The sequence below is a fragment of the Streptomyces sp. NPDC006207 genome (assembly GCF_040613835.1).
GTDB lineage: Bacteria > Actinomycetota > Actinomycetes > Streptomycetales > Streptomycetaceae > Actinacidiphila.
This window is the reverse complement of record NZ_JBEXSX010000002.1, coordinates 225,950-246,878: the sequence shown is the minus strand read 5'-3', so window position 1 is coordinate 246,878 and position 20,929 is coordinate 225,950. Positions and strand designations below refer to the sequence as shown.

Genomic DNA, 20,929 nt, shown 5'->3' with positions numbered 1-20,929 from the left:
CATCGTCGCCCCTGTGCGCCGTCCCGCGCAGTCTCAGTACTCCAGGTGCGGTGCCCGGTCCGGGGCCGGGCAGATCCGGTGGCCCGCGTGGTCGAAGACGTACAGGTGCGCGAGGTCGACCAGCAGCGGCACGTGCTGGCCGGCACGGAGCCGCAGGTCGGGCCCGGTGCGCACGACCAGGTCGCCGCCCCCGCCGGCGGGCCGCTCGGTCTCCGGCCGCTGCCCCGGCGGGTCCAGTACGGCCGTCTGGCCCTGGCCGGAGACCCGAGCGGCGGCCTTCTGCACCAGCCGGCCCAGGCCTGCCGCGCCGCCCTGCCGGGACGCCGCCCGGGAGCGCTGCCGCCCGGTGCCCGGACGGGCGGACTCCAGTTCGGGCACGACGGCCGCGCGGGCGCCGGTGCCGAGGTGTACCAGCGATTCGTGGCCCTGGTACTCCACGTGCTCCACGACACCGCTCAGCACCACCTCGCCCGGCCGCGCGCTGCTCGGCCGGTCGATGCGCACGGCCTCCGAGCGCAGACCGACGATGACCGGCCGGCCCTGCTGGATGCGGAGCATCTGGTGGTCCCGGCTCAGCGGCTGGGGGAGGACGAGCCGCTGCCGTCCGAGGTCGATCCACATCCCGCCGTCCAGCGGTGCCACCACGGTCGCCTCCATGAGGTTGATCCGCGGGGTGCCGATGAAGGCGGCCACGAAGACGTTCTGCGGCAGGTGGTACGCCGCACGCGGGGTGCCCACCTGCTGCAGCACGCCGTTGCGCATGATCGCCACGCGGTCGCCCAGGGACATCGCCTCGGCCTGGTCGTGGGTGACGTACACGGTCGTCACGCCCATGCCGCGGGTCAGCCGGGCGATCTCGGCGCGCAGGTGCGAGCGGAGCTTGGCGTCCAGGTTGGACAGCGGCTCGTCCATCAGGAAGACGGACGGGCGCCGCGAGATGGCCCGGCCCATCGCGACCCGCTGCCGCTCGCCGCCGGACAGCTGGCCCGGGTAGCGGTCGAGGATGTCCTCGATGCCCAGGGTCCGCGCGGTCTCCGCGACCCGGGGCCCGGTGTCCTGCCCGGGCATCTCGAAGCGCAGCGGGAAGCCGATGTTCTCCCGGCTGGTCATGCTCGGGTAGAGGGCGAAGTTCTGGAAGACCATGGCCATCCTCCGGTCGCCCGGTGCCAGGTCGTTGGCGTACTCGCCGTCCAGCAGCAGCTCGCCGGAGGTGATGTCCTCCAGGCCGGCGATCATGCGCAGCACCGTGGACTTGCCGCAGCCCGAGGGGCCGAGCAGCACCAGGAACTCGCCGGGGGCGATGTCCAGGGAGAAGCGGTCCACGGCGCGCACGCCGCGGCCGTAGGTCTTCGAGACGTCGTGCAGGGAGATGGCGCGAGTCATGTGGGTTCCGCCGGATCATGATGATTCAGGAGTGACGGGCGACTTGCGGTGTTGCACGGTAAAACGCTTGGGAGGACCGTAGCCGAGCGTTCGCGGGCTGGGAACGGTTCGGTCGCGACCACGTTGATACTTTTGGCGCGTGACGACTCTCGCCCTGGGCCCGCAATGGCTCGACCCCGATTACCTCATCTCGTCAGCGGGCCTAATCGGCCTGCTGGCGATCGTCTTCGCCGAGTCGGGTCTGCTCATCGGCTTCTTCCTGCCAGGTGACTCCCTGCTCTTCACCGGCGGCCTGCTGGTCGCGGGCGGCAAGCTCGACTATCCGATCTGGCTGGTCTGCGTGCTGGTCGTGCTCGCCGCGGTCGCCGGCGACCAGGTGGGCTACCTCTTCGGCCGCAAGGTCGGGCCCTCGCTCTTCCGGCGCCCTGACTCCAGGCTCTTCAAGCAGGAGAACGTCGAGAAGGCCCACGAGTTCTTCGAACGGCACGGCGCCAAGTCGATCGTGCTCGCCCGCTTCGTGCCGATCGTGCGCACCTTCACCCCGATCATCGCCGGCGTCAGCCGCATGAACTACCGCGTCTTCGTGACGTACAACATCGTCGGCGGCCTGCTGTGGGGCGCCGGCGTGACCCTGCTCGGCTACTGGCTGGGCCAGATCGCGTTCGTCCACGAGCACATCGAGCTGATCCTGGTCGGCATCGTGCTGCTCTCGGTCGTCCCGATCGCGATCGAGTTCCTGCGCGCCCGCGCGGCCTCCCGCAAGGCCGGCCCCGGGCCGCTGCCCGGCGCACCCGAGTACGCGGACGAGGACGAGGCCGGCCAGCCCCCGCTCCAGCGGGGCTCCGGCGGGCGGCACCGCGCGAACCGCCGTTAGCGGACGGAGGGAGTGGGCAGTCGTCCCGCTGTGCCAGAGGGGAGGGTGACCGCACCCTCCCCTCTGGCGCACCCCGGCACCGTCCAGTGATCACGCGTCGAAAGGAGGATCCCGTGGCGCACCCCAAGGAGCCCGACGAGCCCGAGCAGCCGGTCGGCGGCTCGGAGTTCACCCCGCCGCTGGGCGTGGAACTGCCCAGGCCCGAACCGCAGGGTTCCGCCTTCGCCCGCCCCGGGACGCGGACCTCATCGCAGCTGTCCCACCCGGCCTTCACGCCCCCCGAGGGCATCCCGGTCGTCAGCCTCTCCAAGGAGACCCCCTGGCCCGACCGGATGCGCACGATGCTGCGCATGCCCGTCGGCGAGCGCCCCGCTCCCGAGCAGCCCGCCCGGCGGCCGGAGGCGGAGGGCGGCCCACCGGTCCCGCGCGTGCTCGACCTCACGCTGCGCATCGGTGAGCTGCTGCTCGCCGGCGGCGAAGGCGCGGAGGACGTCGAGGCCGCGATGCTCGGCGTCGCCCACGCCTACGGGCTCGGACGGGTCGAGCCGACCGTGACGTTCACCCTGCTGGGCATCTCGTACCAGCCCTCGCTCGTGGACGCGCCGGTCACCGCCAACCGCACGGTGCGCCGCCGGGCCACCGACTACACCCGTCTCGCGGCCGTCTTCCGGCTGATCAACGACGTCACCGCGGCCGACCTCAGCCTGGAGGACGCCTACCGGCGGCTCGCCGAGATCCGCCGCAACCGGCACCCGTACCCGGGCTGGCTGCTGACCGGGGCGGCCGGGCTCCTCGCCGGCGCGGCGAGCATGCTGGTCGGCGGCGGTGGTCCGCTGGTGTTCGCGATCGCCGCGCTCGGCGCGATGCTGGGCGACCGGCTGGCCTGGCTGTGCGCGGGCCGCGGGCTGCCGGAGTTCTACCAGTTCGTCGCCGCGGCGATGCCCGCCGCCGTGATGGGGGCGCTGGTCGCCCGGTTCGGCCAGCACCTGCCCGGTACGAGCACCCTGCAGGCCTCGGCGGTCATCACCGGTGGGCTCTTCGCGCTGATCCCGGGAAGGGCCCTGGTCGCGGCCGTCCAGGACGGCCTGACCGGCTTCTACATCACCGCCTCCGCGCGCCTGCTGGAGGTGATGTACCTCTTCACCGGCATCGTCGTCGGCGTGACGCTGATCCTCTACGCCGGGGTCAGCCTGGGTGCCGGACTCGACCCGGACCAGGTCTTCCGGGCCTACGAGAACCCGCCGGTGCAACTGGTCGCCGCGATGGTGCTGAGCCTGGCCTTCGCCGTGCTGCTGCAGTGCGAGCGCGGCGTGCTGGTGGTCGCCGCGCTCAACGGCGGTGTCGCCTGGACGGTCTACGCGGCGCTGCACCAGGAGAAGATCGGCATCGGCATGTCGCCGGTCGCGGCCACCGCCGTGGCCGCCGGCCTGGTGGGTCTCTTCGGCCAGGTGCTCTCCCGCTACCGGTACGCCTCCGCGCTGCCGTACGTCACGGCGGCCATCGGCCCGCTGCTGCCGGGTTCCGCGACGTACTTCGGGCTCCTCGGGCTGACCCGCGGTCACCTGGACCAGGGATTCGCCTCGCTGACGAAGGCGGCGGCGCTGGCGCTCGCCGTGGCCATCGGGGTGAACCTGGGAGGAGAGATCGCGCGGCTGTTCATCAAGCTGCCCGGCGGCGCTGACCAGGCACGACGCCGCGCGGCGGCCAAGCGGACCCGCGGTTTCTGAGCCTTCCGGGCCCCGCCGCCTCGCCGCCCGGCGATCGTACGGGCAACCTGATGTTAACTGTCCGTATCGTGGTCGTAGTTGACTGTAATCGGTTTTAGGGGTTTCACTTCACCAACTGGAGTCCGTTCCGGGGCAAAACCCGACCTTTCGGAGGCATGGAGCCTTGGCAGACGAGCACCTGAGCCCGCTGGACCTCGCCTTCTGGAACCTGGACTCGCCGGGTCACCCCATGCACCTGGGCGCCGTGGCCGTCTTCGACCGCGACCCGGAGCACCCGGTCGACGCCGACGGACTCGCCGCGCTGCTCACCGTCCGGGCCGAGGCCGTACCGCGGATGCGGCAGCGCGTGAGGGACGTCTGGTACGGCGTCGGCGGCGCCGCCTGGGCGGCCGACGAGCACTTCGACGCCCGGCACCACGTCCACGCCGTCCGCCGGGCCGACGCCCGGGCCGCCGTCGCCGAACTGATGTCCCGGCCCATGGACCGCGACCGGCCGCCGTGGGAGGTCTACGTCATCGAGGGCGCGCCCGACGTGCCCTTCTACGTCCTGGTCAAGCTGCACCACGCCCTCGCCGACGGCCTGCGCGCCGTGGAGTTCGGCGCCGCCCTGCTCGACCAGGGGGCCCGCACCACGGCGGCCGCCCCCGCCCCGGCGGGTCCGGCGCCGGCGCCGCGGCCCGGCGCCGAGGCGGCCGTACCGGCCCAGGTACGGGGGCCCGGCATCCACCTGCCCGCGCTGCCGCTGCCCGATCCGCGGCAGGTCGTCGCCTCCCTGCCGGACCGGGTGCGCGAGGCCGGGCGCGCCCTGGGCATCGGCTCGGCCGTGCTGCGCGCCTCCCTCGACCCCGGCGGGCCCGCCGCGCTGGGCGCGGCCTGGACGCCCGGCGGCGCGGAGCGCCGCTTCGCCACCGCCTCCCTCGACGTCGACGACCTGCACCGGATCCGCAAGACCAGCGGCGGGACCGTCAACGACGTCGTCATGGCCGTCGTCGCCGGCGCGCTGCGGCGCTGGATGCAGGCCCGCGGCGACGACCCGGCGGGTCCGGGCCCGCGCGCCCTGATCCCGGTGGCGCGGCGCCGCCGCAGAGGCGTGCGCGGCGGCCGGGGCAACCGCATCTCCGGCTACCTGCTGCGGCTGCCGGTCGGTGAGCCCGACCCGCTCGCCCGGCTGCGCGACGTCCGCGCGGGCATGGACCGCAACAAGGACGCCGGACCCGACTCGGGGCCCGGTGCCGTCGCGCTGCTGGCCGACAGCGTGCCGCCGCTCGCGCACCGCTTCGCCGCGCCGCTGCTCGCCGCCTCCGCGCGACTGCTGTTCGACGTGCTGGTCACCAACGTGCCGATGCTCGACGTGCCGCTCACCCTGGACGGCTGCCGCATGACGGAGCTCTACCCGATCGCCCCGCTCGCCCGCGGGCAGTCGCTGGCGGTCGCCGTCTCCACGTACCGCCGCCGGGTCCACATCGGGCTGCTCGCGGACGCGGAGTCCCTGCGGGACGCCGAGACGCTCGCCGGGGCCCTGCACGGCGCGCTGGCCGAGCTGCTCGACGCCTGCGGGTGACGCCCCCGGACACGTGTGAGGGCGGCGCGCCCCGGCAGGGAGCGCGCCGCCCTCGTGGCCGCGGGAGCGTACGGGGTCAGTGACCGCCGTGCTCCTTCAGGCGCTTGTAGGACGCCTCGATCTCGGCCTCGGCCTCGGCGCGGCCCACCCAGTTGGCGCCCTCGACGGACTTGCCGGGCTCCAGGTCCTTGTAGACCTCGAAGAAGTGCTGGATCTCCAGGCGGTCGAACTCGGAGACGTGGTGAATGTCACGCAGGTGCTCGACCCGCGGGTCCGCGGCGGGCACGCACAGGAGCTTGTCGTCGCCGCCGGCCTCGTCCGTCATGCGGAACATGCCGATCGCGCGGCAGCGCACGAGGACACCGGGGAAGGTCGGCTCGTCGAGCAGGACCAGGGCGTCCAGCGGGTCGCCGTCCTCGCCGAGGGTGTTCTCCACGAAGCCGTAGTCGGCCGGGTAGACCGTCGAGGTGAACAGGTGCCGGTCCAGGCGGATACGACCGGTCTCGTGGTCCACCTCGTACTTGTTGCGGGAACCCTTCGGGATCTCGATCGTTACGTCGAACTCGAGCACAGCCTGTCCTCCATGATCAGCACATACTTCTGGTGATTAAGTGTCTCCCACGCTTGTGTGTGGTCGCGAAAGGGGCTGGTCCGGGGTGCCCGTCTCGAAGAACTGGCAGGTGGTGGCAGGTTCGGCTGCCGCAGGACTTGCCGTGGCGCTGACGGCTGTGGCCGCAGCAGGACCGTGGGAGTCAGGCCAGCGTACGGCCGAACGGGCGATCGCCGCCTCCCGGGACGGTCAGGGGAAGCAGGCGCGTCCCCACAAGAAGGGCGGCGGGGGCGGCCACAAGGGGGCAGTCGCCCCGGTGCCGCCCGCCCCCGAGGTGCTCACCGCCGTGTCCGGGCCGCAGGGCGCGCCGCTGCCGACCAAGGCCGGACTGGCGGGCCGGCTCGGCCCGTTGCTGCACGACCCCGCGCTCGGCGCGCTGACGACGGGCGCCGTCGTCGACGCCGTGTCGGGCCGGACCGTGTGGGGGCAGGGCACCGCCACGGCCGCCGTCCCCGCCTCCACCACGAAAGTCGCCACGGCCGTCGCGGCCCTGTCGCTGCTCGGGGCCGACCACCGGCTCACCACCTCCGTGGTCGCCGCGGGCAAGGACCGCGTCGTCCTGGTCGGCGGCGGCGACCCCACCCTGACCGCCCGCGCGAAGCCCGGCGGCGGATGGACGGCGGCCTCCCTGGGTACCCTGGCCTCCGACACCGCCCGCGCGCTGCGCGCCAAGGGCGTCCGCTCGGTGAAGCTCACGTACGACACCTCGCTCTTCACCGGCCCCGCCGTCCACCCCATCGGGCACAACGACAACATCGCGCCCGTCACCGCCCTGATGGCCGACGAGGGCCGCACCGACGGCAAGAGCTTCAAGGGCCCGGCCGCCCGCGGGTGGGACCCGGCGGCGGACGCGGCGGCGGCCTTCGCGGACCTGCTGCGCAAGCGCGGCGTCGAGATCGACGGCGCGGTGAAGGCCGGCAAGGCGCCCACGCGCACGCACGCGGCCGACCGGCTGGCGGAGGCGCGGTCCGCACCCCTGGCCGACCTCGTCGAGCGCATGCTCACCAACAGCGACAACGACATCGCCGAGGCCCTCGCCCGGCACACCGCCCTCGCCGCGGACCGCCCGGGGTCCTTCTCCGGCGGCGCCAAGGCCATCGGCTCCGCACTCCGCGAACTCGGGCTCCCGCTGGAGGGGGCCCGCTTCGTGGACGGCAGCGGGCTCAACCGCGCCGGCCACCTCACGGCGGAGCAGCTGGCGCGGATGCTGGCGCTGGCGGCCGACTCCGACCACCCGGAGCTCCGCCCCGTCCTCACCGGCCTGCCCGTGGCGGGCTTCACCGGGTCCCTGCGGGAACGCTTCACCTCCGCGGGCGGGGGCGCGGGGCTCGTCCGCGCGAAGACGGGCACGCTCACCGGGGTCAACGCGCTCGCCGGGACGGTGGTCGACGCGGACGGCCGCCTGCTCACGTTCGCCTTCCTGACCAACGGCACGACCAACCCCACGGCCGCGCAGTCCGCCCTCGACCGCCTCGCCGCCGGCCTCGCCACCTGCGGCTGCCGCACGTAGGGGGTTGTGGGACGTCGTTCCGCAAGGCATGGGGGCACCCCCAGCGGCCGCTGGGGGTGCCCCCAGCCTCCGGCGAGCGGCCGACCCGCAACCCCGTTCGCCGCCCGCGCCCCCGCGAGGAACGCTCCCGGGGAGGGGGACAAGCACGTACCGTGAAGGGATGACGAGCATCGGTGGTGCGGAGATGGTCGACTGGAACCTCGCGGTCGCGACCGCGACCCGCTTCGTGCGGCCCGGACCGGACGTGAGCCGGGACGAGGCGCGCGCGGTCGTGGCGGAACTGCGGCGGCACGCAAAGGAGTCGGAGGCGCACGTCCGGGCCTTCACCAGGATGTTCGGCGATCAGGAGGACCCGGCCGACACCGGGACCCCGGTGCTGATCGTGGACCGCCCGGGGTGGATCAGGGCCAACGTCGCCGGCTTCCGCGAAGTGCTCAAGCCGCTGCTGGACAAGATGCAGGCGCGCAAGCCGGGAGGCCCCGGCGGCGCCGTGCTGGGCACCGTCGGCGGGAAGGTGACCGGCGTCGAGGTCGGGATGCTGCTGAGCTTCCTGGCCTCCCGCGTGCTGGGCCAGTACGAGACCTTCGCCCCCGCGACCCGCGACATGCCGGCCGGCCCTGCCGCGCCCGGTCCGGGCGAGCCGCGCACCGGGCGGCTCCTGCTGGTGGCCCCCAACATCGTCCACGTGGAGCGCGAACTCGACGTGGACCCGCACGACTTCCGGCTGTGGGTGTGCCTGCACGAGGAGACCCACCGCACCCAGTTCACGGCCGTGCCCTGGCTGCGGGACCACATCGAGCAGGAGATCCAGGCCTTCCTCGGCGAGACCGAGATCGACCCGTCGACGCTGATCGAGCGGCTCCGCGAGGCGTTCCAGGCCTTCTCCTCCGGCAACCGGCCCGACGCGGAGGAGGCGTCGGTCGACGCGGACGGCGACGAGGGCCGCAGCCTGATCGACCTGGTGCAGACCCCGAACCAGCGGGAGATCCTGGGGCGGCTGACCGCGGTCATGTCGCTGCTGGAGGGGCACGCCGACTACGTGATGGACGGGGTGGGCCCGGACGTCGTGCCGTCCGTGGCGGAGATCCGGGAGAAGTTCCAGCGCCGCCGGCAGAGCGGTGCCGGACGGATGGACATGGCGCTGCGCAAGCTGCTGGGGCTGGACGCCAAGCTGCGCCAGTACCGTGACGGCGAGCGTTTCGTGCGCTCCGTGGTGGACGGGGCCGGGATGGACGGCTTCAACCGGATCTGGACCTCCCCCAACACCCTGCCCACCAAGCAGGAGATCGCCAAACCCGCGGACTGGGTGGCACGGGTGCACGGGCGGAGCGAAACCTGAGTCGACCCGGGGCACAACAGGCCCCGGGGCCTCCCGGTTCACCCGTCCGAGGGACCGTGGGCGCAGGGTAAGCGTGCGATGCTCGAGTATCGCCCGCTGTCTGTCACCATCTAGCTACCCTGCGTCATCTTCACCGTTCCCGACGCCTCCCCCAGCCTCTCCAGGAGGGAAACCGGACATGGGTCCCCACCCCGCGGTCGCGGCGATACGCCTGGCGGTCCGCCGCGTACTCCAGGACGTCCTGACCGACCACCCCGGCGGCAGTCCGCTCGTGCTGGCCGCCTGCAGCGGCGGAGCCGATTCGATGGCCCTCGCCACCGCCCTCGCCTTCGAAGCGCCCAAGCTCGGCATCCGGGCCGGCGGTGTCACCGTCGACCACGGTCTGCAGGACGGCTCGGCGGCCCGCGCCGTCGACGTGGCCGACCGGCTGCGCGGTCTCGGACTCGACCCGGTGGACGCCGTCGCGGTCACCGTGGGCCGCCAGGGCGGCCCGGAGGCCGCCGCCCGCGACGCCCGGTACGCGGCCCTCGACGCCGCCGCGGAACGCGCCGGCGCCGCCGCCGTGCTGCTCGGGCACACCCGGGACGACCAGGCCGAAACGGTGCTGCTGGGGCTGGCCCGCGGCTCCGGCATCCGGTCACTGTCCGGCATGCCCGCCGTCAACGGCCGTTACCGCCGTCCCTTCCTGCTGCTGGACCGTGACACGGTCCGCAAGGCCTGCCTCGCGCAGGGCATCGACGTGTGGGAGGACCCGCACAACCAGGACCCCGCCTACACCCGCTCCCGGGTCCGCCACGAGGCGCTGCCGGTGCTGGAGAAGTCCCTGGGCAAGGGCGTCGTGGAGGCGCTGGCCCGCACCGCCCAGCTCTCCCGGGACGACGCCGACGCCCTCGACCAGTGGGCGGCCCAGGCCGAGCGGACCGCCGTCGACGCCGACGGCGGGCTGGACGTCGCCCGGCTGCTGACCCTCCCCGCCGCCGTGCGCCGCCGGGTGCTGCGCCGTGCGGCCGTCGCGGCGGGCTCCCCCGCCGGTTCGCTCTTCGCCCGGCACGTCGAGGAGACCGACCGCCTGCTCACCGCGTGGCGCGGTCAGAAGCCGCTCAACCTCCCGGGCGGCGTCGTCGTCGGCCGGCGGAATGGCAGACTGTTCTTCCAGGCCCTGTAGACCGAGCCGGAAGTTGTGCGGGTGAACGAGAACGACATGGGCACCGACCTCGAGAAGGTGCTCATCTCCAAGCAAGAGATCGACGCCAAGCTGGCGGAGCTGGCTGCGCAGATCGACAAGGACTACGAGGGCAAGGACCTCCTGATCGTCGGCGTCCTCAAGGGCGCCGTCATGGTGATGGCGGACCTCGCGCGATCCCTGTCCTCCCAGGTCACCATGGACTGGATGGCGGTGTCCTCGTACGGCGCCGGGACCAAGTCCTCGGGTGTCGTGCGGATCCTCAAGGACCTGGACACCGACATCGCCGGCCGGGACGTCCTGATCGTCGAGGACATCATCGACTCCGGACTGACCCTGTCCTGGCTGATCAGCAACCTCGGCTCGCGCCGTCCGGCCTCGCTCGAGGTCTGCACGCTGCTGCGCAAGCCGGACGCCGCCAAGGTCGAGATCGATGTGAAGTACGTCGGCTTCGACATCCCCAACGAGTTCGTGGTCGGATACGGCCTGGACTTCGCGGAGAAGTACCGGAACCTGCCGTTCATCGGCACCCTTGCGCCGCACGTGTACGGCGGCTGAGGCTCCGGGAACCCCGACGCCCTCCTCCGCGTTGGAGGGTGGTAACGCTGTTTGTTTATGGTCTCCGGCGACTTCGGGTGACAATGCTGGGGTACCGTCCGAAGGTCGGTTCATACACCGGATGCACCGGCGGCCCCCAGGCCGCGGTGCCTCACTGTGGCAGGAGGGACGGGGCGATTTCGCCCCGCATGGATGGACGTGAAGCGCTATTTCCGTGGGCCAGTCATGTGGATCGTGCTGGCTGTCCTCGCCGTGGTCGTATTGATGCAGGTCGTCGGTTCTTCCGGTGGCTACAAGACGGTGGACACCGGCCAGGCCATTGAGGCGATCAACAGCAACCAGGCCAAGTCCGCCGAGCTGACCACCGGCGACGAGAACACGATCAAGGTCGAGCTCAAGGACGGCGCCAAGGTAGGCGACAAGGACCTGGGCTCCAAGATCAAGGCGAGCTACATCGGCGACCAGGGCGTCGACGTGGCCAAGATCCTGCAGGCGAAGGTCGACGACGGCGACAAGAGCACGCTGCCCGACGGCTACACCGTCGCGCCCTCGAAGCAGAACGCCTTCGTCGGCATCCTGCTGTCGTTGCTGCCCTTCGTCCTCATCGTCGTGGTCTTCCTGTTCCTGATGAACCAGATGCAGGGCGGCGGCTCCCGGGTCATGAACTTCGGGAAGTCCAAGGCCAAGCTGATCACCAAGGACACCCCGAAGACCACCTTCGCCGACGTGGCGGGCTCGGACGAGGCCGTCGAGGAACTCCAGGAGATCAAGGAGTTCCTGCAGGAGCCGGCGAAGTTCCAGGCCGTGGGCGCCAAGATCCCCAAGGGTGTGCTGCTCTACGGCCCGCCCGGAACCGGCAAGACCCTGCTCGCGCGCGCCGTCGCCGGTGAGGCGGGGGTCCCGTTCTACTCGATCTCCGGTTCCGACTTCGTCGAGATGTTCGTGGGTGTCGGCGCCTCGCGTGTCCGCGACCTGTTCGAGCAGGCCAAGGCGAACGCCCCGGCCATCGTCTTCGTCGACGAGATCGACGCCGTCGGCCGGCACCGCGGTGCGGGCCTCGGCGGCGGTCACGACGAGCGCGAGCAGACGCTGAACCAGCTGCTGGTCGAGATGGACGGTTTCGACGTCAAGGGCGGCGTCATCCTGATCGCCGCCACCAACCGCCCGGACATCCTGGACCCGGCGCTGCTGCGCCCGGGCCGTTTCGACCGGCAGATCGCCGTCGACCGCCCCGACCTGCAGGGCCGTCTGGAGATCCTCCGGGTCCACCAGAAGGGCAAGCCGGTCGCCCCGGACGTCGACCTCAAGGCCGTCGCCCGCCGGACCCCCGGCTTCACCGGCGCGGACCTCGCGAACGTGCTCAACGAGGCGGCGCTGCTCACCGCGCGCAGCGACAAGAAGCTGGTCGACAACGCGATGCTGGACGAGGCCATCGACCGTGTCGTGGCCGGCCCGCAGAAGCGCACCCGGATCATGTCCGAGAAGGAGAAGAAGATCACCGCGTACCACGAGGGCGGTCACGCCCTGGTCGCGGCGGCTTCTCCGAACAGCGACCCGGTCCACAAGATCACGATCTTGTCCCGCGGCCGTGCCCTCGGCTACACGATGGTCCTGCCCGACGAGGACAAGTACTCCACCACCCGCAACGAGATGCTCGACCGGCTCGCCATGACCATGGGCGGCCGCGCGGCGGAGGAGCTCGTCTTCCACGACCCCACCACGGGTGCCGCGGACGACATCGAGAAGGCCACCACCACGGCCCGCGCGATGGTCACCCAGTACGGCATGACCGAGCGGCTGGGCGCGATCAAGTTCGGGTCGAGCGACGGGGAGCCCTTCCTCGGCCGTGAGATGTCCCACCAGCGCGACTACTCGGAAGAGGTCGCCGGGCTGGTCGACGAAGAGGTCAAGAAGCTCATCGAGACCGCGCACAACGAGGCGTGGGAGATCCTGGTCGAGAACCGCGACGTCCTCGACAACCTCGTTCTGGCCCTCCTGGAGAAGGAGACGCTGAACAAGGAGGAGATCGCCGAGATCTTCAAGTCGATCGTCAAGCGTCCGGCGCGTCCGGCCTGGACGGGTTCCTCGCGGCGTACGCCGTCGACCCGCCCGCCGGTGCTCTCGCCCAAGGAGCTCGCCCTGACCAACGGCACCCAGCCGACGGCCAACGGCAGCACCACGGCGTCCTCCCTGAGCAAGTCCGCCGAGACGGTGGAGCTCCCGGAGGAGCCCAACCCGGAGTCCTGACGTCCGCGACGTGGCCTTGGTCACGGACATCGGAATGCGTGTCGCGCCCCCCAGGTTTCCTATCCTGGGGGGCGCGGCGTTTCCGCGGCTCCCGCGGTGCACGCATTTCGGTACGTCTGAGGAACGAGGCACACATGACCGACCCGGTGACCCTGGAGGGCGATCTGCGCCCCATCGGCGAGTTCGACGAGAAGCGTGCCGAGAACGCCGTCCGTGAGCTGCTGATCGCCGTCGGGGAGGACCCCGACCGCGAGGGGCTGCGGGAGACCCCCGGCCGGGTCGCGCGGGCGTACCGGGAGATCTTCGCCGGGCTCTACCAGGAGCCGGAGGACGTCCTGACGACCACCTTCGACCTCGGGCACGACGAGATGGTCCTGGTGAAGGACATCGAGGTGCTGTCGAGCTGCGAGCACCACCTGGTTCCGTTCGTGGGCGTCGCCCACGTCGGCTACATCCCCTCCGTGGACGGCAAGATCACCGGTCTGTCGAAGCTGGCCCGCCTGGTCGACGTCTTCGCCCGCCGCCCGCAGGTGCAGGAGCGGCTCACCACGCAGATCGCGGACTCGCTCATGCGGATACTCGAACCGCGCGGTGTGATCGTGGTCATCGAGTGCGAGCACATGTGCATGACGATGCGCGGGGTCCGCAAGCCCGGCGCGAAGACCATCACCTCGGCGGTGCGGGGCCAGTTGCGCGACCCCGCGACCCGCGCGGAGGCGATGAGCCTGATCATGGCCCAGTGACCTGAGGCGCCGCGGGCCCCGGCCCGCGGCCCGGTCGGCGTGCCCCGTTCCCCGTTCCCGTTCCGCGCTTCCCGCCCGGCGACGGAACCCGCCCGCCGGAGTTCACGTCCTACAGGGCGCAAATCTCCGACGAGAGCGGGGCGTGCGGTGGTGAACCGCATCGCCGGGGCGTGGTGGCTGATGTCTGTCGTGGCAGAGGAAGATCCCGCTGTCCGGGTTCCCCGGGACAGGGTGCGACGGCTCCCACGGCTGATGCCGGGGTCGGCGGCGCCCCGCGTGGTGGGGAGGGCGTGCGCGCTGGTGGGGCTGCTGGACCTCGCGGCGGCGGTGTTCCCCGGGTTCCGGCACAGCCGGATGCACGTGCTCGCCGGGGTCTTCCCGGGCACGGTCACCTCGGTGGCCGCGGCGGCGGGGGTGGTCACCGGCATCCTGATGCTGATGCTGGCGCACGCCCTCAAGCGGGGGAAGAAGCGCGCCTGGCGGGCGGCCGTGCTGCTGCTGCCGGCGGGCGCGGTGGCGCAGGTGCTGCACCGGCACTCGCTGGGCGGGGCCCTGCTGTCGGCGGTGCTGCTGGCCCTGCTGATCGGGTACCGGGCGGAGTTCTCGGCGCTCGGCGACCCCCGTACCCGGCTGAAGGCGGTCGCGGCCTTCGCGGGGCTGAGCACGCTCAGCCTGGTGGTGGGACTGGCCATCGTCTCCGCCCACCCGGCGGCGGAGATGGGCGACCCGTCCTGGACGGACCGGCTGGCCGAGGTGGTCTGCGGGTTCTTCGGCTTCGACGGGCCGGTCTCCTACGCCACCGGCCAGGCCTCCGACGTCGTCGCGTACTCGCTGGGCGGGCTGGGGTTCCTGATCGCCGCCACCACTGCGTACCTGGCACTGCGACCGGCCCACCCGGTCGCCGAGCTGACGGCCGGGGACGAGGAGCGGCTGCGGGCGCTGCTGCGACGGCACGGGGCCCGTGACTCCCTGGGGCACTTCGCGCTGCGCAGGGACAAGAGCGTGGTCTTCTCGCCGAGCGGCAAGGCCGCGGTCTGCTACCGCGTGGTGTCGGGGGTGATGCTCGCCAGCGGCGACCCGATCGGCGACGTGGAGGCCTGGCCGGGGGCGATACAGCGGTTCATGGCCGAGGCCCGGGCGCACGCCTGGATCCCCGCGGTCATGGGCTGCAGCGAGACCGGCGGGGAGGTGTGGACCCGGGAGACCGGTCTGGACGCCCTGGAGCTGGGCGACGAGGCGGTGGTGGAGACCTCCTGCTTCTCCCTGTCGGGGCGGGCGATGCGCAACGTGCGGCAGATGGTCAAGCGCACCGAGCGCGCGGGGTACGTGTGCCGGGTCCGGCGCGTGGCGGAACTGGGCGAGGAGGAACGCGACGGGGTCCGCCGCGCCGCGGACGCCTGGCGCGGCACGGACACCGAGCGGGGCTTCTCCATGGCGCTGGGCCGTTTCGGCGACCCGGCGGACGAGGAGTGCGTGGTGGTGACGGCGCACGACGCGCAGGACGTGCTGAGGGCGGTGCTCCACTTCGTGCCCTGGGGCGAGGACGGCATGTCGCTGGACCTGATGCGGCGCGACCGGTCCGCCGACCCGGGGCTGAACGAACTGCTGATCGTGGCCGCGCTGGTCGAGGCGCCGCGGCTGGGCGTGCGGCGGGTGTCGCTGAACTTCGCGATGTTCCGGTCGGCGCTGGCCCGCGGGGAGCGGCTCGGCGCGGGGCCGGTGCTGCGGACCTGGAGGGGCCTGCTGGTCTTCCTGTCCCGGTGGTTCCAGATCGAGTCGCTGTACCGGTTCAACGCCAAGTTCCAGCCGGAGTGGCTGCCGCGCTTCCTGGTCTTCCGGGCCACCGGGGACCTGCCCCGGATTGGCCTGGCCGCCATGCGCGCCGAGGGATTCGTCACCCTGGCGCTCCCCGCGTGGGCCTCCCGGCGCCTGCGGTGAGCCGCCCGCTCTAGGCTGACCTCATGGGTACGATGCGCGGCCACGTGGCCGGATTGCCGTCCTGGGACCGGTGCGCGGTCATGGGCGTGGTCAACGTCACGCCGGACTCGTTCTCCGACGGCGGCGACTGGTTCGACACGGACCTGGCCGTGAAGCACGGCCTGGACCTCGTCGCGGCCGGTGCCGACCTGGTGGACGTCGGCGGTGAGTCGACCCGTCCGGGCGCGGCGCGGGTGGACGAGGCGGAGGAACTGCGCCGGGTGGTCCCGGTCGTCCGCGAGCTGGCCAGGGCCGGGGTCGTGGTGAGCGTCGACACGATGCGGGCCACGGTCGCGGAGAAGGCGGTCGAGGCGGGCGCGGCGCTGGTCAACGACGTCAGCGGCGGACTGGCCGACCCGGCGATGATCCCGGTCGTCGCGGCGACGGGCAGCCCGTTCATCGTGATGCACTGGCGCGGCCAGAGCATCGACATGAACAACCGGGCGGTCTACCGGGACGTCGTCGGCGAGGTCACCACCGAGCTGCGGCGCAGCTTCGAGCACGCGGTGGCGGGCGGCGTCGACCCGGAGCGGATCGTCCTTGACCCGGGGCTGGGCTTCGCGAAGAACGCCGAACACGACCTGACCCTGATCGCCCACGTCGAGGACCTGCTGGCCCTCGGCCGCCCCCTGCTGATCGCGGCCTCCCGCAAGCGGTTCCTCGGCCGCGTGCTGGCCGGCGAGGGCGGCGATCCGCCCCCGGCCAGGGAACGCGACGCCGCCACGGCCGCCGTCACCGCCATCGTGGCGGGCCGCGGCGCCTGGGCGGTCCGGGTGCACGAGGTGCACGACAGCGCCGACGCCGTACGGGTCGCACGGGCGCTGGAAGGGGCTCGGTGAGCTACGTGTCCGACCGGGTGCCGAGGGGTGCCGGGAGAAGCGAACGAGGGGGCTTGGTGAGCGACGCACGCGAGGCTGCCGGGCGGCAGGCGGCGATGATGCCCGCGGCGGGGTGCCGAGGTGTGCCGGGAGAAGCGAACGAGGGGGCTTGGTGAGCGACGCACGCGAGGCTGCCGGGCGGCAGGCGGCGATGATGCCCGCGGCGGGGTGCCGAGCGGGCGGAGAAGCGAACGAGGGGGCTTGGTGAGCGACGCACGCGAGCAGACGACGAGGGACGGGGGCACAGGATGACGCCGCGTACCGCCGAGGCCGCACGGGTCGAGGAGGCGAACCAGGCGTTCTACGACGCAGTGGAGCGGTCCGACCTGGACGCGCTGGAGGAGCTGGTGCTGACCGGCCCGCTGGCGGAGACGGTGTCCGTGGTGCACCCGGGCTGGCCGGTGCTGCGCGGGCGACGCGAGGTGATGCGCTCGTACGCCCTGATCATGGCGAACACCGAGTACATCCAGTTCTTCCTGACCGACGTGGAGGTGGCGGTCGACGGCGACACGGCCCTCGTCACGTGCACCGAGAACATCCTCACCGGCGGCCCCGCCGAGGAGGAGGGCGAGATGGGCTCCCTCGTGGGCGGCCTGGTGGTCGCCACGAATGTGTTTCGGCGCACACCGGAGGGCTGGCGGTTGTGGGTGCACCACGGTTCCCCGGTGATGGCGGACGGGGCCGACGAGGACGCCGCGGAGGACGCCGACAACGGCGGCGAGGGGTCAGCCTGAGGCCTTCTGACCACTCGTTCGAGCCAAGAAGTGGTGAAGGCCGGAGTAGGCCGCTGCGTCCCGGGGTAAGCGCGGGGCGGTCGGCCGCCGCCGTGCCCGGTACTGGGGACTGTCGGTGGTCGAAGGTACATTCGAGTAAGGGCGGAGCGGCCCTCCCCTCCCGCTGGGCGGGCGGACCGCGCCCGCCCGTCCGTCCGTCGACCAGCGGGAGTGAATCGTGGATCGTGTCGCGCTGCGCGGCCTGAAGGCCCGCGGGCACCACGGCGTGTTCGAACACGAGCGCCGCGAGGGCCAGGACTTCTTCGTGGACCTCGTCCTCGGCCTGGACACCGCCCCCGCCGCCGCCACGGACGACCTGACCAGGACCGTGCACTACGGCATCGTGGCCGAGGAGGTCACCGCCGTCGTCGAGGGCGAGCCCGTGGACCTGATCGAGACCTTGGCCCAGCGGATCGCCGACCAGGTCCTCAAGCACGACCTGGTCCAGGAGGTGGAGGTCACCGTGCACAAGCCGCATGCCCCGATCACCGTCCCGTTCGCCGATGTGTCCGTCACCATCACCCGGAGGCGCCCGTGAGCTACGACCCCACCGTGCAGCCGGTCCCGGCCTCCGTCGTCGCGCAGGTCGACGCCGCGGACTCGACGCTGCAGAATCCGAAGTTCGCCGTCATCTCGCTGGGCAGCAACCTCGGCAACCGCCTGGAGACGCTGCAGGGCGCCGTGGACGCCCTGGAGGACACCCCGGGCGTCCGGGTCAAGAAGGTCTCGCCGGTGTACGAGACGGAGCCCTGGGGCGTCGAGCCGGGCTCGCAGCCGAACTACTTCAACGCCGTCGTCCTGGTCAGGACGACGCTGCCGCCGTCCTCGCTGCTGGAGCGCGGCCGGGCGATCGAGGACGCCTTCGCCCGGACCCGCACCGAGCGCTGGGGCGCGCGCACCATCGACGTCGACATCGTGGCCTACCAGGGCGTGGTCTCCGACGACCCGGAGCTGACGCTGCCGCATCCGCGGGCGCACCAGCGGGCCTTCGTGCTGGCGCCGTGGCTCGACATCGACCCCGCGGCGGAACTGCCGGGACAGGGGCCGGTGGCCGGTCTGCTGGCCGGCGTGGGCCGCGAGAGCGTGTGGGCCCGGGGCGACGTGGAACTCAGGCTGCCGGAGTAATCGTTACGATCCCGTCGGTACGTTCGTCGATGTGATGTGGGGAGCGAGCACTCGGTGAAGGCGCTGCGCATCAGGACCCTGGTCGGACTGTTCGTGGTGGCCGGAGTGCTCTCCTGGGCCGGCGCGAAGCTCTGGGACTCGCTCGGCACCTTGCCGGGCGTGCCCGTGGCCGCGCCGATCGTGCTGGCGCTGATCGCCGCCGTGCTGGCGGCGACGGCGCTGTCGTTGCGCTCCAGGCTGCGCGCGCAGCGCGAGCGGCGTCCGGGAGCCAAGGGCGTGGACCCGCTGCTGGCCGCCCGGGCGGTGGTCTTCGGCCAGGCCAGCGCGCTGGTCGCTGCCCTGGTCGCGGGCATGTACGGCGGCGCGTGCGTCTTCCTCGTCATGTACCAGCTGGACAACGACCCCCGCCGTGACCAGGCGATCTACGCGGGCACCGCGGTGATCGCCGGCATCGCGGTCTGCGCCGCCGCGATCTTCCTGGAGCGGGTCTGCCGCCTCCCCGAGGACGAGGACGACAACCGCACCGGCGCGGTGGGCGGCCGGGCCTAGCTCTGTCAGTAGCCGCGCCGGACGTTCTCGGCGGCGGCGTCGGCCTGCCGGCGGGAGCGCCGTCGGCGCTCGGCCGTCAGCTCGGCCAGCGCGCCGTCGAGGGCGGCCAGGACGCGGGCCTTCGCGGGGTCGGTCACGCCGGGTGCCGCGTCGGCGGCTGGGCCGACGCGCAGGCCGAGCGCCCCGGTGAGGGCCGCGAGGACGGGCTCGTCCGCCGCCAGGCGGTCCGCCGCGCGGCGACGGGCGGGGGAGTCGCCCAGCACGGTCCGGGTGTCGCGGACCAGCCACCGCCGGTGCCGTTCCCGTACGACCTCGCCCCCGGCTTCCAGGGCGCCCAGGTAGACGTCGGCCAGGCCGCGGCCCCTGCGCCACAGCCAGTCGCCGGGGGTCTCGTACGGCGTCCGGCGCACCAGCGCGGCCGCGGCCTCCTCCAGCAGCGGGTCGGCGATCTCCGGGTGCCCGCCCGGCACCAGGCGGTCGCCCTCCAGGGCTACCGCCCCCGCGGCCAGGAGGTCGACGGCCTCGGCCGCGGCGAGGGCGAGGGAGAGGTCGCCGGGCTCCACGGCGCGTTCGGCGGCCCGTTCCAGGGCGGTGATGATCAGGTCCCGCGGGGTGGTCATGGAACGCTCCGCATCAGGAGGCTTCCGCGTCCGGTTCGGCCCGGCGATTGTCGCCCGGCCCGGTCCCGGCCGCCACCGACCGCCCCGCGTCCTCGTCGTCGCCGTCCTCGTTGACCGAACGGCGCAGCGCGGTGTGGAGCGTCGCCGGGGTCAGCACCCCGGCGAAGCGGTCGCCGTCCACGACGGCTATCCAGCCCGCGTCGTGCTGGAGCATCGCGCTGAAGGCCCGCTTGAGGGGGGCGCCGACCGGGACCCAGGCCTCCAGGCGGCGGGTGTGGTCGGCCACGGTGCCCGAGGTGAGGGTGCCCGCGGCGACGTAGCCGCGCAGCCCGCCGTCGTCGTCGAGGACGACGGCGTAGGGGTCGCCCTGCTTCGCCAGGACGGCCGCGGCCTCCGCGGCGGGGGAGCCGGCGCGCACGACGGGCGGGTGCTCCAGGTCGGCGGTCTCGACCGGCGTGACGGACAGCCGCTTCAGACCGCGGTCTGAGCCGACGAAGTCGGCCACGTACGGGGTGGCGGGGGAGCCGAGCACGGTCGCGGGGGTGTCGTACTGCTCGATCCGGCCGGGGCCGAAGACCGCCATGCGGTCGCCGAGCCGGACCGCCTCCTCGATGTCGTGGGTGACGAACAGCACGGTCTTGCGCACCTGTTCCTGCAGCCGCAGGAACTCCGACTGCAGCCGCTCGCGCACCACCGGGTCGACGGCGCCGAAGGGCTCGTCCATCAGCAGCAGCGGCGGGTCGGCCGCCAGTGCCCGTGCCACACCGACCCGTTGCCGCTGCCCGCCGGAGAGCTGCTCCGGGTAGCGGGAGCCGTGCACGGACGGGTCCAGGCCGACCAGTTCCAGCAGCTCGGCGGCGCGCGCCCGGCGCTTGGCGCGGGTCCAGCCGAGCAGGTGCGGCACGGTCTCGGTGTTCTCCAGCACGGTCTTGTGGGGGAACAGCCCGACGTTCTGGATGACGTAGCCGATGCGGCGGCGCAGCCGTACCGGGTCGGTGCGGGCGATGTCCTCGCCGTCCAGCAGGATCCGGCCGGCGGTGGGCTCGATGAGCCGGTTGACCATCTTCATCGTCGTGGTCTTGCCGCAGCCGGACGGTCCGACGAGGGTCACGAGTTCGCCCTCGCGCACGTCGAAGGACAGGTCGTCGACGGCGGTGGTGCCGTCGGGGTAGCGCTTGGTGACGTTCTCGAAGCGGATCATCGGGACCTCTCGTCGGCGCTGGGCGGTGCGGCTCACCCCCAGCTTGGTACACGCTCGGCGATGGTTGTGAA

The 20,929-nt window shown here is 72.8% G+C and carries 19 protein-coding genes; 15 read left to right on the top strand and 4 right to left on the bottom strand.

From position 1 onward, the window contains the following. Positions 1-33: 33 nt before the first annotated feature. A complete protein-coding gene (locus tag ABZ312_RS02595; protein WP_500322712.1) occupies positions 34-1,383 on the bottom strand; it encodes an ABC transporter ATP-binding protein in 1,350 nt (449 codons plus the stop codon). A 139-nt stretch (positions 1,384-1,522) separates the two neighbouring features. Between ABZ312_RS02595 and ABZ312_RS02590 the strand changes: the two genes are divergently transcribed. The 3 genes from ABZ312_RS02590 (at position 1,523) to ABZ312_RS02580 (ending at position 5,545) form a co-directional block, all read left to right on the top strand. Then, positions 1,523-2,257 carry a DedA family protein gene (locus tag ABZ312_RS02590; protein ID WP_500322713.1) on the top strand — a complete coding sequence of 245 codons (735 nt, stop codon included), beginning with the start codon at positions 1,523-1,525 and terminating at the stop codon, positions 2,255-2,257. Positions 2,258-2,370: 113 nt separating this feature from the next. Continuing rightward, positions 2,371-3,984: a threonine/serine exporter family protein gene (locus ABZ312_RS02585; RefSeq protein ID WP_500436238.1), complete on the top strand. Its 1,614-nt coding sequence runs from the start codon at positions 2,371-2,373 to the stop codon at positions 3,982-3,984. Positions 3,985-4,147: 163 nt separating this feature from the next. Then, complete coding sequence (locus tag ABZ312_RS02580; RefSeq protein ID WP_500436236.1) at positions 4,148-5,545, top strand: wax ester/triacylglycerol synthase family O-acyltransferase; 1,398 nt, start codon at positions 4,148-4,150, stop codon at positions 5,543-5,545. Positions 5,546-5,621: 76 nt separating this feature from the next. Here the strand turns inward: ABZ312_RS02580 and ABZ312_RS02575 are convergent, their stop codons facing one another. Next, positions 5,622-6,116 (bottom strand): inorganic diphosphatase, encoded by a 495-nt coding sequence (locus tag ABZ312_RS02575; RefSeq protein ID WP_431948302.1) that lies wholly within the window; start codon positions 6,114-6,116, stop codon positions 5,622-5,624. 142 nt (positions 6,117-6,258) lie between these two features. On the opposite strand from ABZ312_RS02575, the gene dacB reads away from it, so the two are divergent. The 12 genes from dacB to ABZ312_RS02515 all read left to right on the top strand — a co-directional run bounded on the left by dacB (position 6,259) and on the right by ABZ312_RS02515 (position 19,037). Further along, the gene (dacB, locus tag ABZ312_RS02570) at positions 6,259-7,665 is read left to right on the top strand and encodes a D-alanyl-D-alanine carboxypeptidase/D-alanyl-D-alanine endopeptidase (RefSeq protein ID WP_500322716.1); all 1,407 of its coding nucleotides are present in this window, start codon (positions 6,259-6,261) and stop codon (positions 7,663-7,665) included. A 160-nt stretch (positions 7,666-7,825) separates the two neighbouring features. Further along, positions 7,826-9,004, top strand: a complete 1,179-nt coding sequence (locus ABZ312_RS02565; protein ID WP_500322717.1) for a zinc-dependent metalloprotease — start codon at positions 7,826-7,828, stop codon at positions 9,002-9,004. Positions 9,005-9,182: 178 nt separating this feature from the next. After that, positions 9,183-10,169, top strand: a complete 987-nt coding sequence (gene tilS, locus ABZ312_RS02560) for a tRNA lysidine(34) synthetase TilS (protein WP_499512522.1) — start codon at positions 9,183-9,185, stop codon at positions 10,167-10,169. Between the two features lie 36 nt (positions 10,170-10,205). After that, complete coding sequence (gene hpt, locus ABZ312_RS02555) at positions 10,206-10,745, top strand: phosphoribosyltransferase (RefSeq protein ID WP_499516875.1); 540 nt, start codon at positions 10,206-10,208, stop codon at positions 10,743-10,745. A 192-nt stretch (positions 10,746-10,937) separates the two neighbouring features. Then, the gene (gene ftsH / locus ABZ312_RS02550) at positions 10,938-12,992 is read left to right on the top strand and encodes an ATP-dependent zinc metalloprotease FtsH (RefSeq protein ID WP_500322720.1); all 2,055 of its coding nucleotides are present in this window, start codon (positions 10,938-10,940) and stop codon (positions 12,990-12,992) included. Positions 12,993-13,126: 134 nt separating this feature from the next. Next, positions 13,127-13,735: a GTP cyclohydrolase I FolE gene (folE, locus tag ABZ312_RS02545; RefSeq protein WP_500322721.1), complete on the top strand. Its 609-nt coding sequence runs from the start codon at positions 13,127-13,129 to the stop codon at positions 13,733-13,735. Between the two features lie 180 nt (positions 13,736-13,915). Beyond that, positions 13,916-15,673 (top strand): phosphatidylglycerol lysyltransferase domain-containing protein, encoded by a 1,758-nt coding sequence (locus ABZ312_RS02540; RefSeq protein WP_500436234.1) that lies wholly within the window; start codon positions 13,916-13,918, stop codon positions 15,671-15,673. A gap of 23 nt (positions 15,674-15,696) precedes the next feature. Beyond that, the gene (folP, locus tag ABZ312_RS02535) at positions 15,697-16,551 is read left to right on the top strand and encodes a dihydropteroate synthase (protein WP_500322725.1); all 855 of its coding nucleotides are present in this window, start codon (positions 15,697-15,699) and stop codon (positions 16,549-16,551) included. 287 nt (positions 16,552-16,838) lie between these two features. Then, entirely contained in the window at positions 16,839-17,324 is a 486-nt protein-coding gene (locus ABZ312_RS02530; RefSeq protein ID WP_499512517.1) for a nuclear transport factor 2 family protein, read from the top strand. Between the two features lie 217 nt (positions 17,325-17,541). After that, complete coding sequence (gene folB, locus ABZ312_RS02525; RefSeq protein WP_499512516.1) at positions 17,542-17,901, top strand: dihydroneopterin aldolase; 360 nt, start codon at positions 17,542-17,544, stop codon at positions 17,899-17,901. Continuing rightward, positions 17,898-18,488 carry a 2-amino-4-hydroxy-6-hydroxymethyldihydropteridine diphosphokinase gene (gene folK / locus ABZ312_RS02520; RefSeq protein ID WP_499512515.1) on the top strand — a complete coding sequence of 197 codons (591 nt, stop codon included), beginning with the start codon at positions 17,898-17,900 and terminating at the stop codon, positions 18,486-18,488. Before folB ends, folK begins: the two co-directional genes overlap by 4 nt. 54 nt (positions 18,489-18,542) lie before the next feature. After that, positions 18,543-19,037: a DUF3180 domain-containing protein gene (locus ABZ312_RS02515; protein ID WP_499516874.1), complete on the top strand. Its 495-nt coding sequence runs from the start codon at positions 18,543-18,545 to the stop codon at positions 19,035-19,037. Positions 19,038-19,042: 5 nt separating this feature from the next. Here ABZ312_RS02515 and ABZ312_RS02510 read toward each other — a convergent pair whose 3' ends face one another. Both ABZ312_RS02510 and ABZ312_RS02505 read right to left on the bottom strand, forming a co-directional pair. Beyond that, complete coding sequence (locus ABZ312_RS02510; RefSeq protein ID WP_500322726.1) at positions 19,043-19,657, bottom strand: GPP34 family phosphoprotein; 615 nt, start codon at positions 19,655-19,657, stop codon at positions 19,043-19,045. Positions 19,658-19,670: 13 nt separating this feature from the next. Beyond that, a complete protein-coding gene (locus ABZ312_RS02505) occupies positions 19,671-20,858 on the bottom strand; it encodes an ABC transporter ATP-binding protein (protein WP_500322764.1) in 1,188 nt (395 codons plus the stop codon). Positions 20,859-20,929 lie beyond the last annotated feature (71 nt).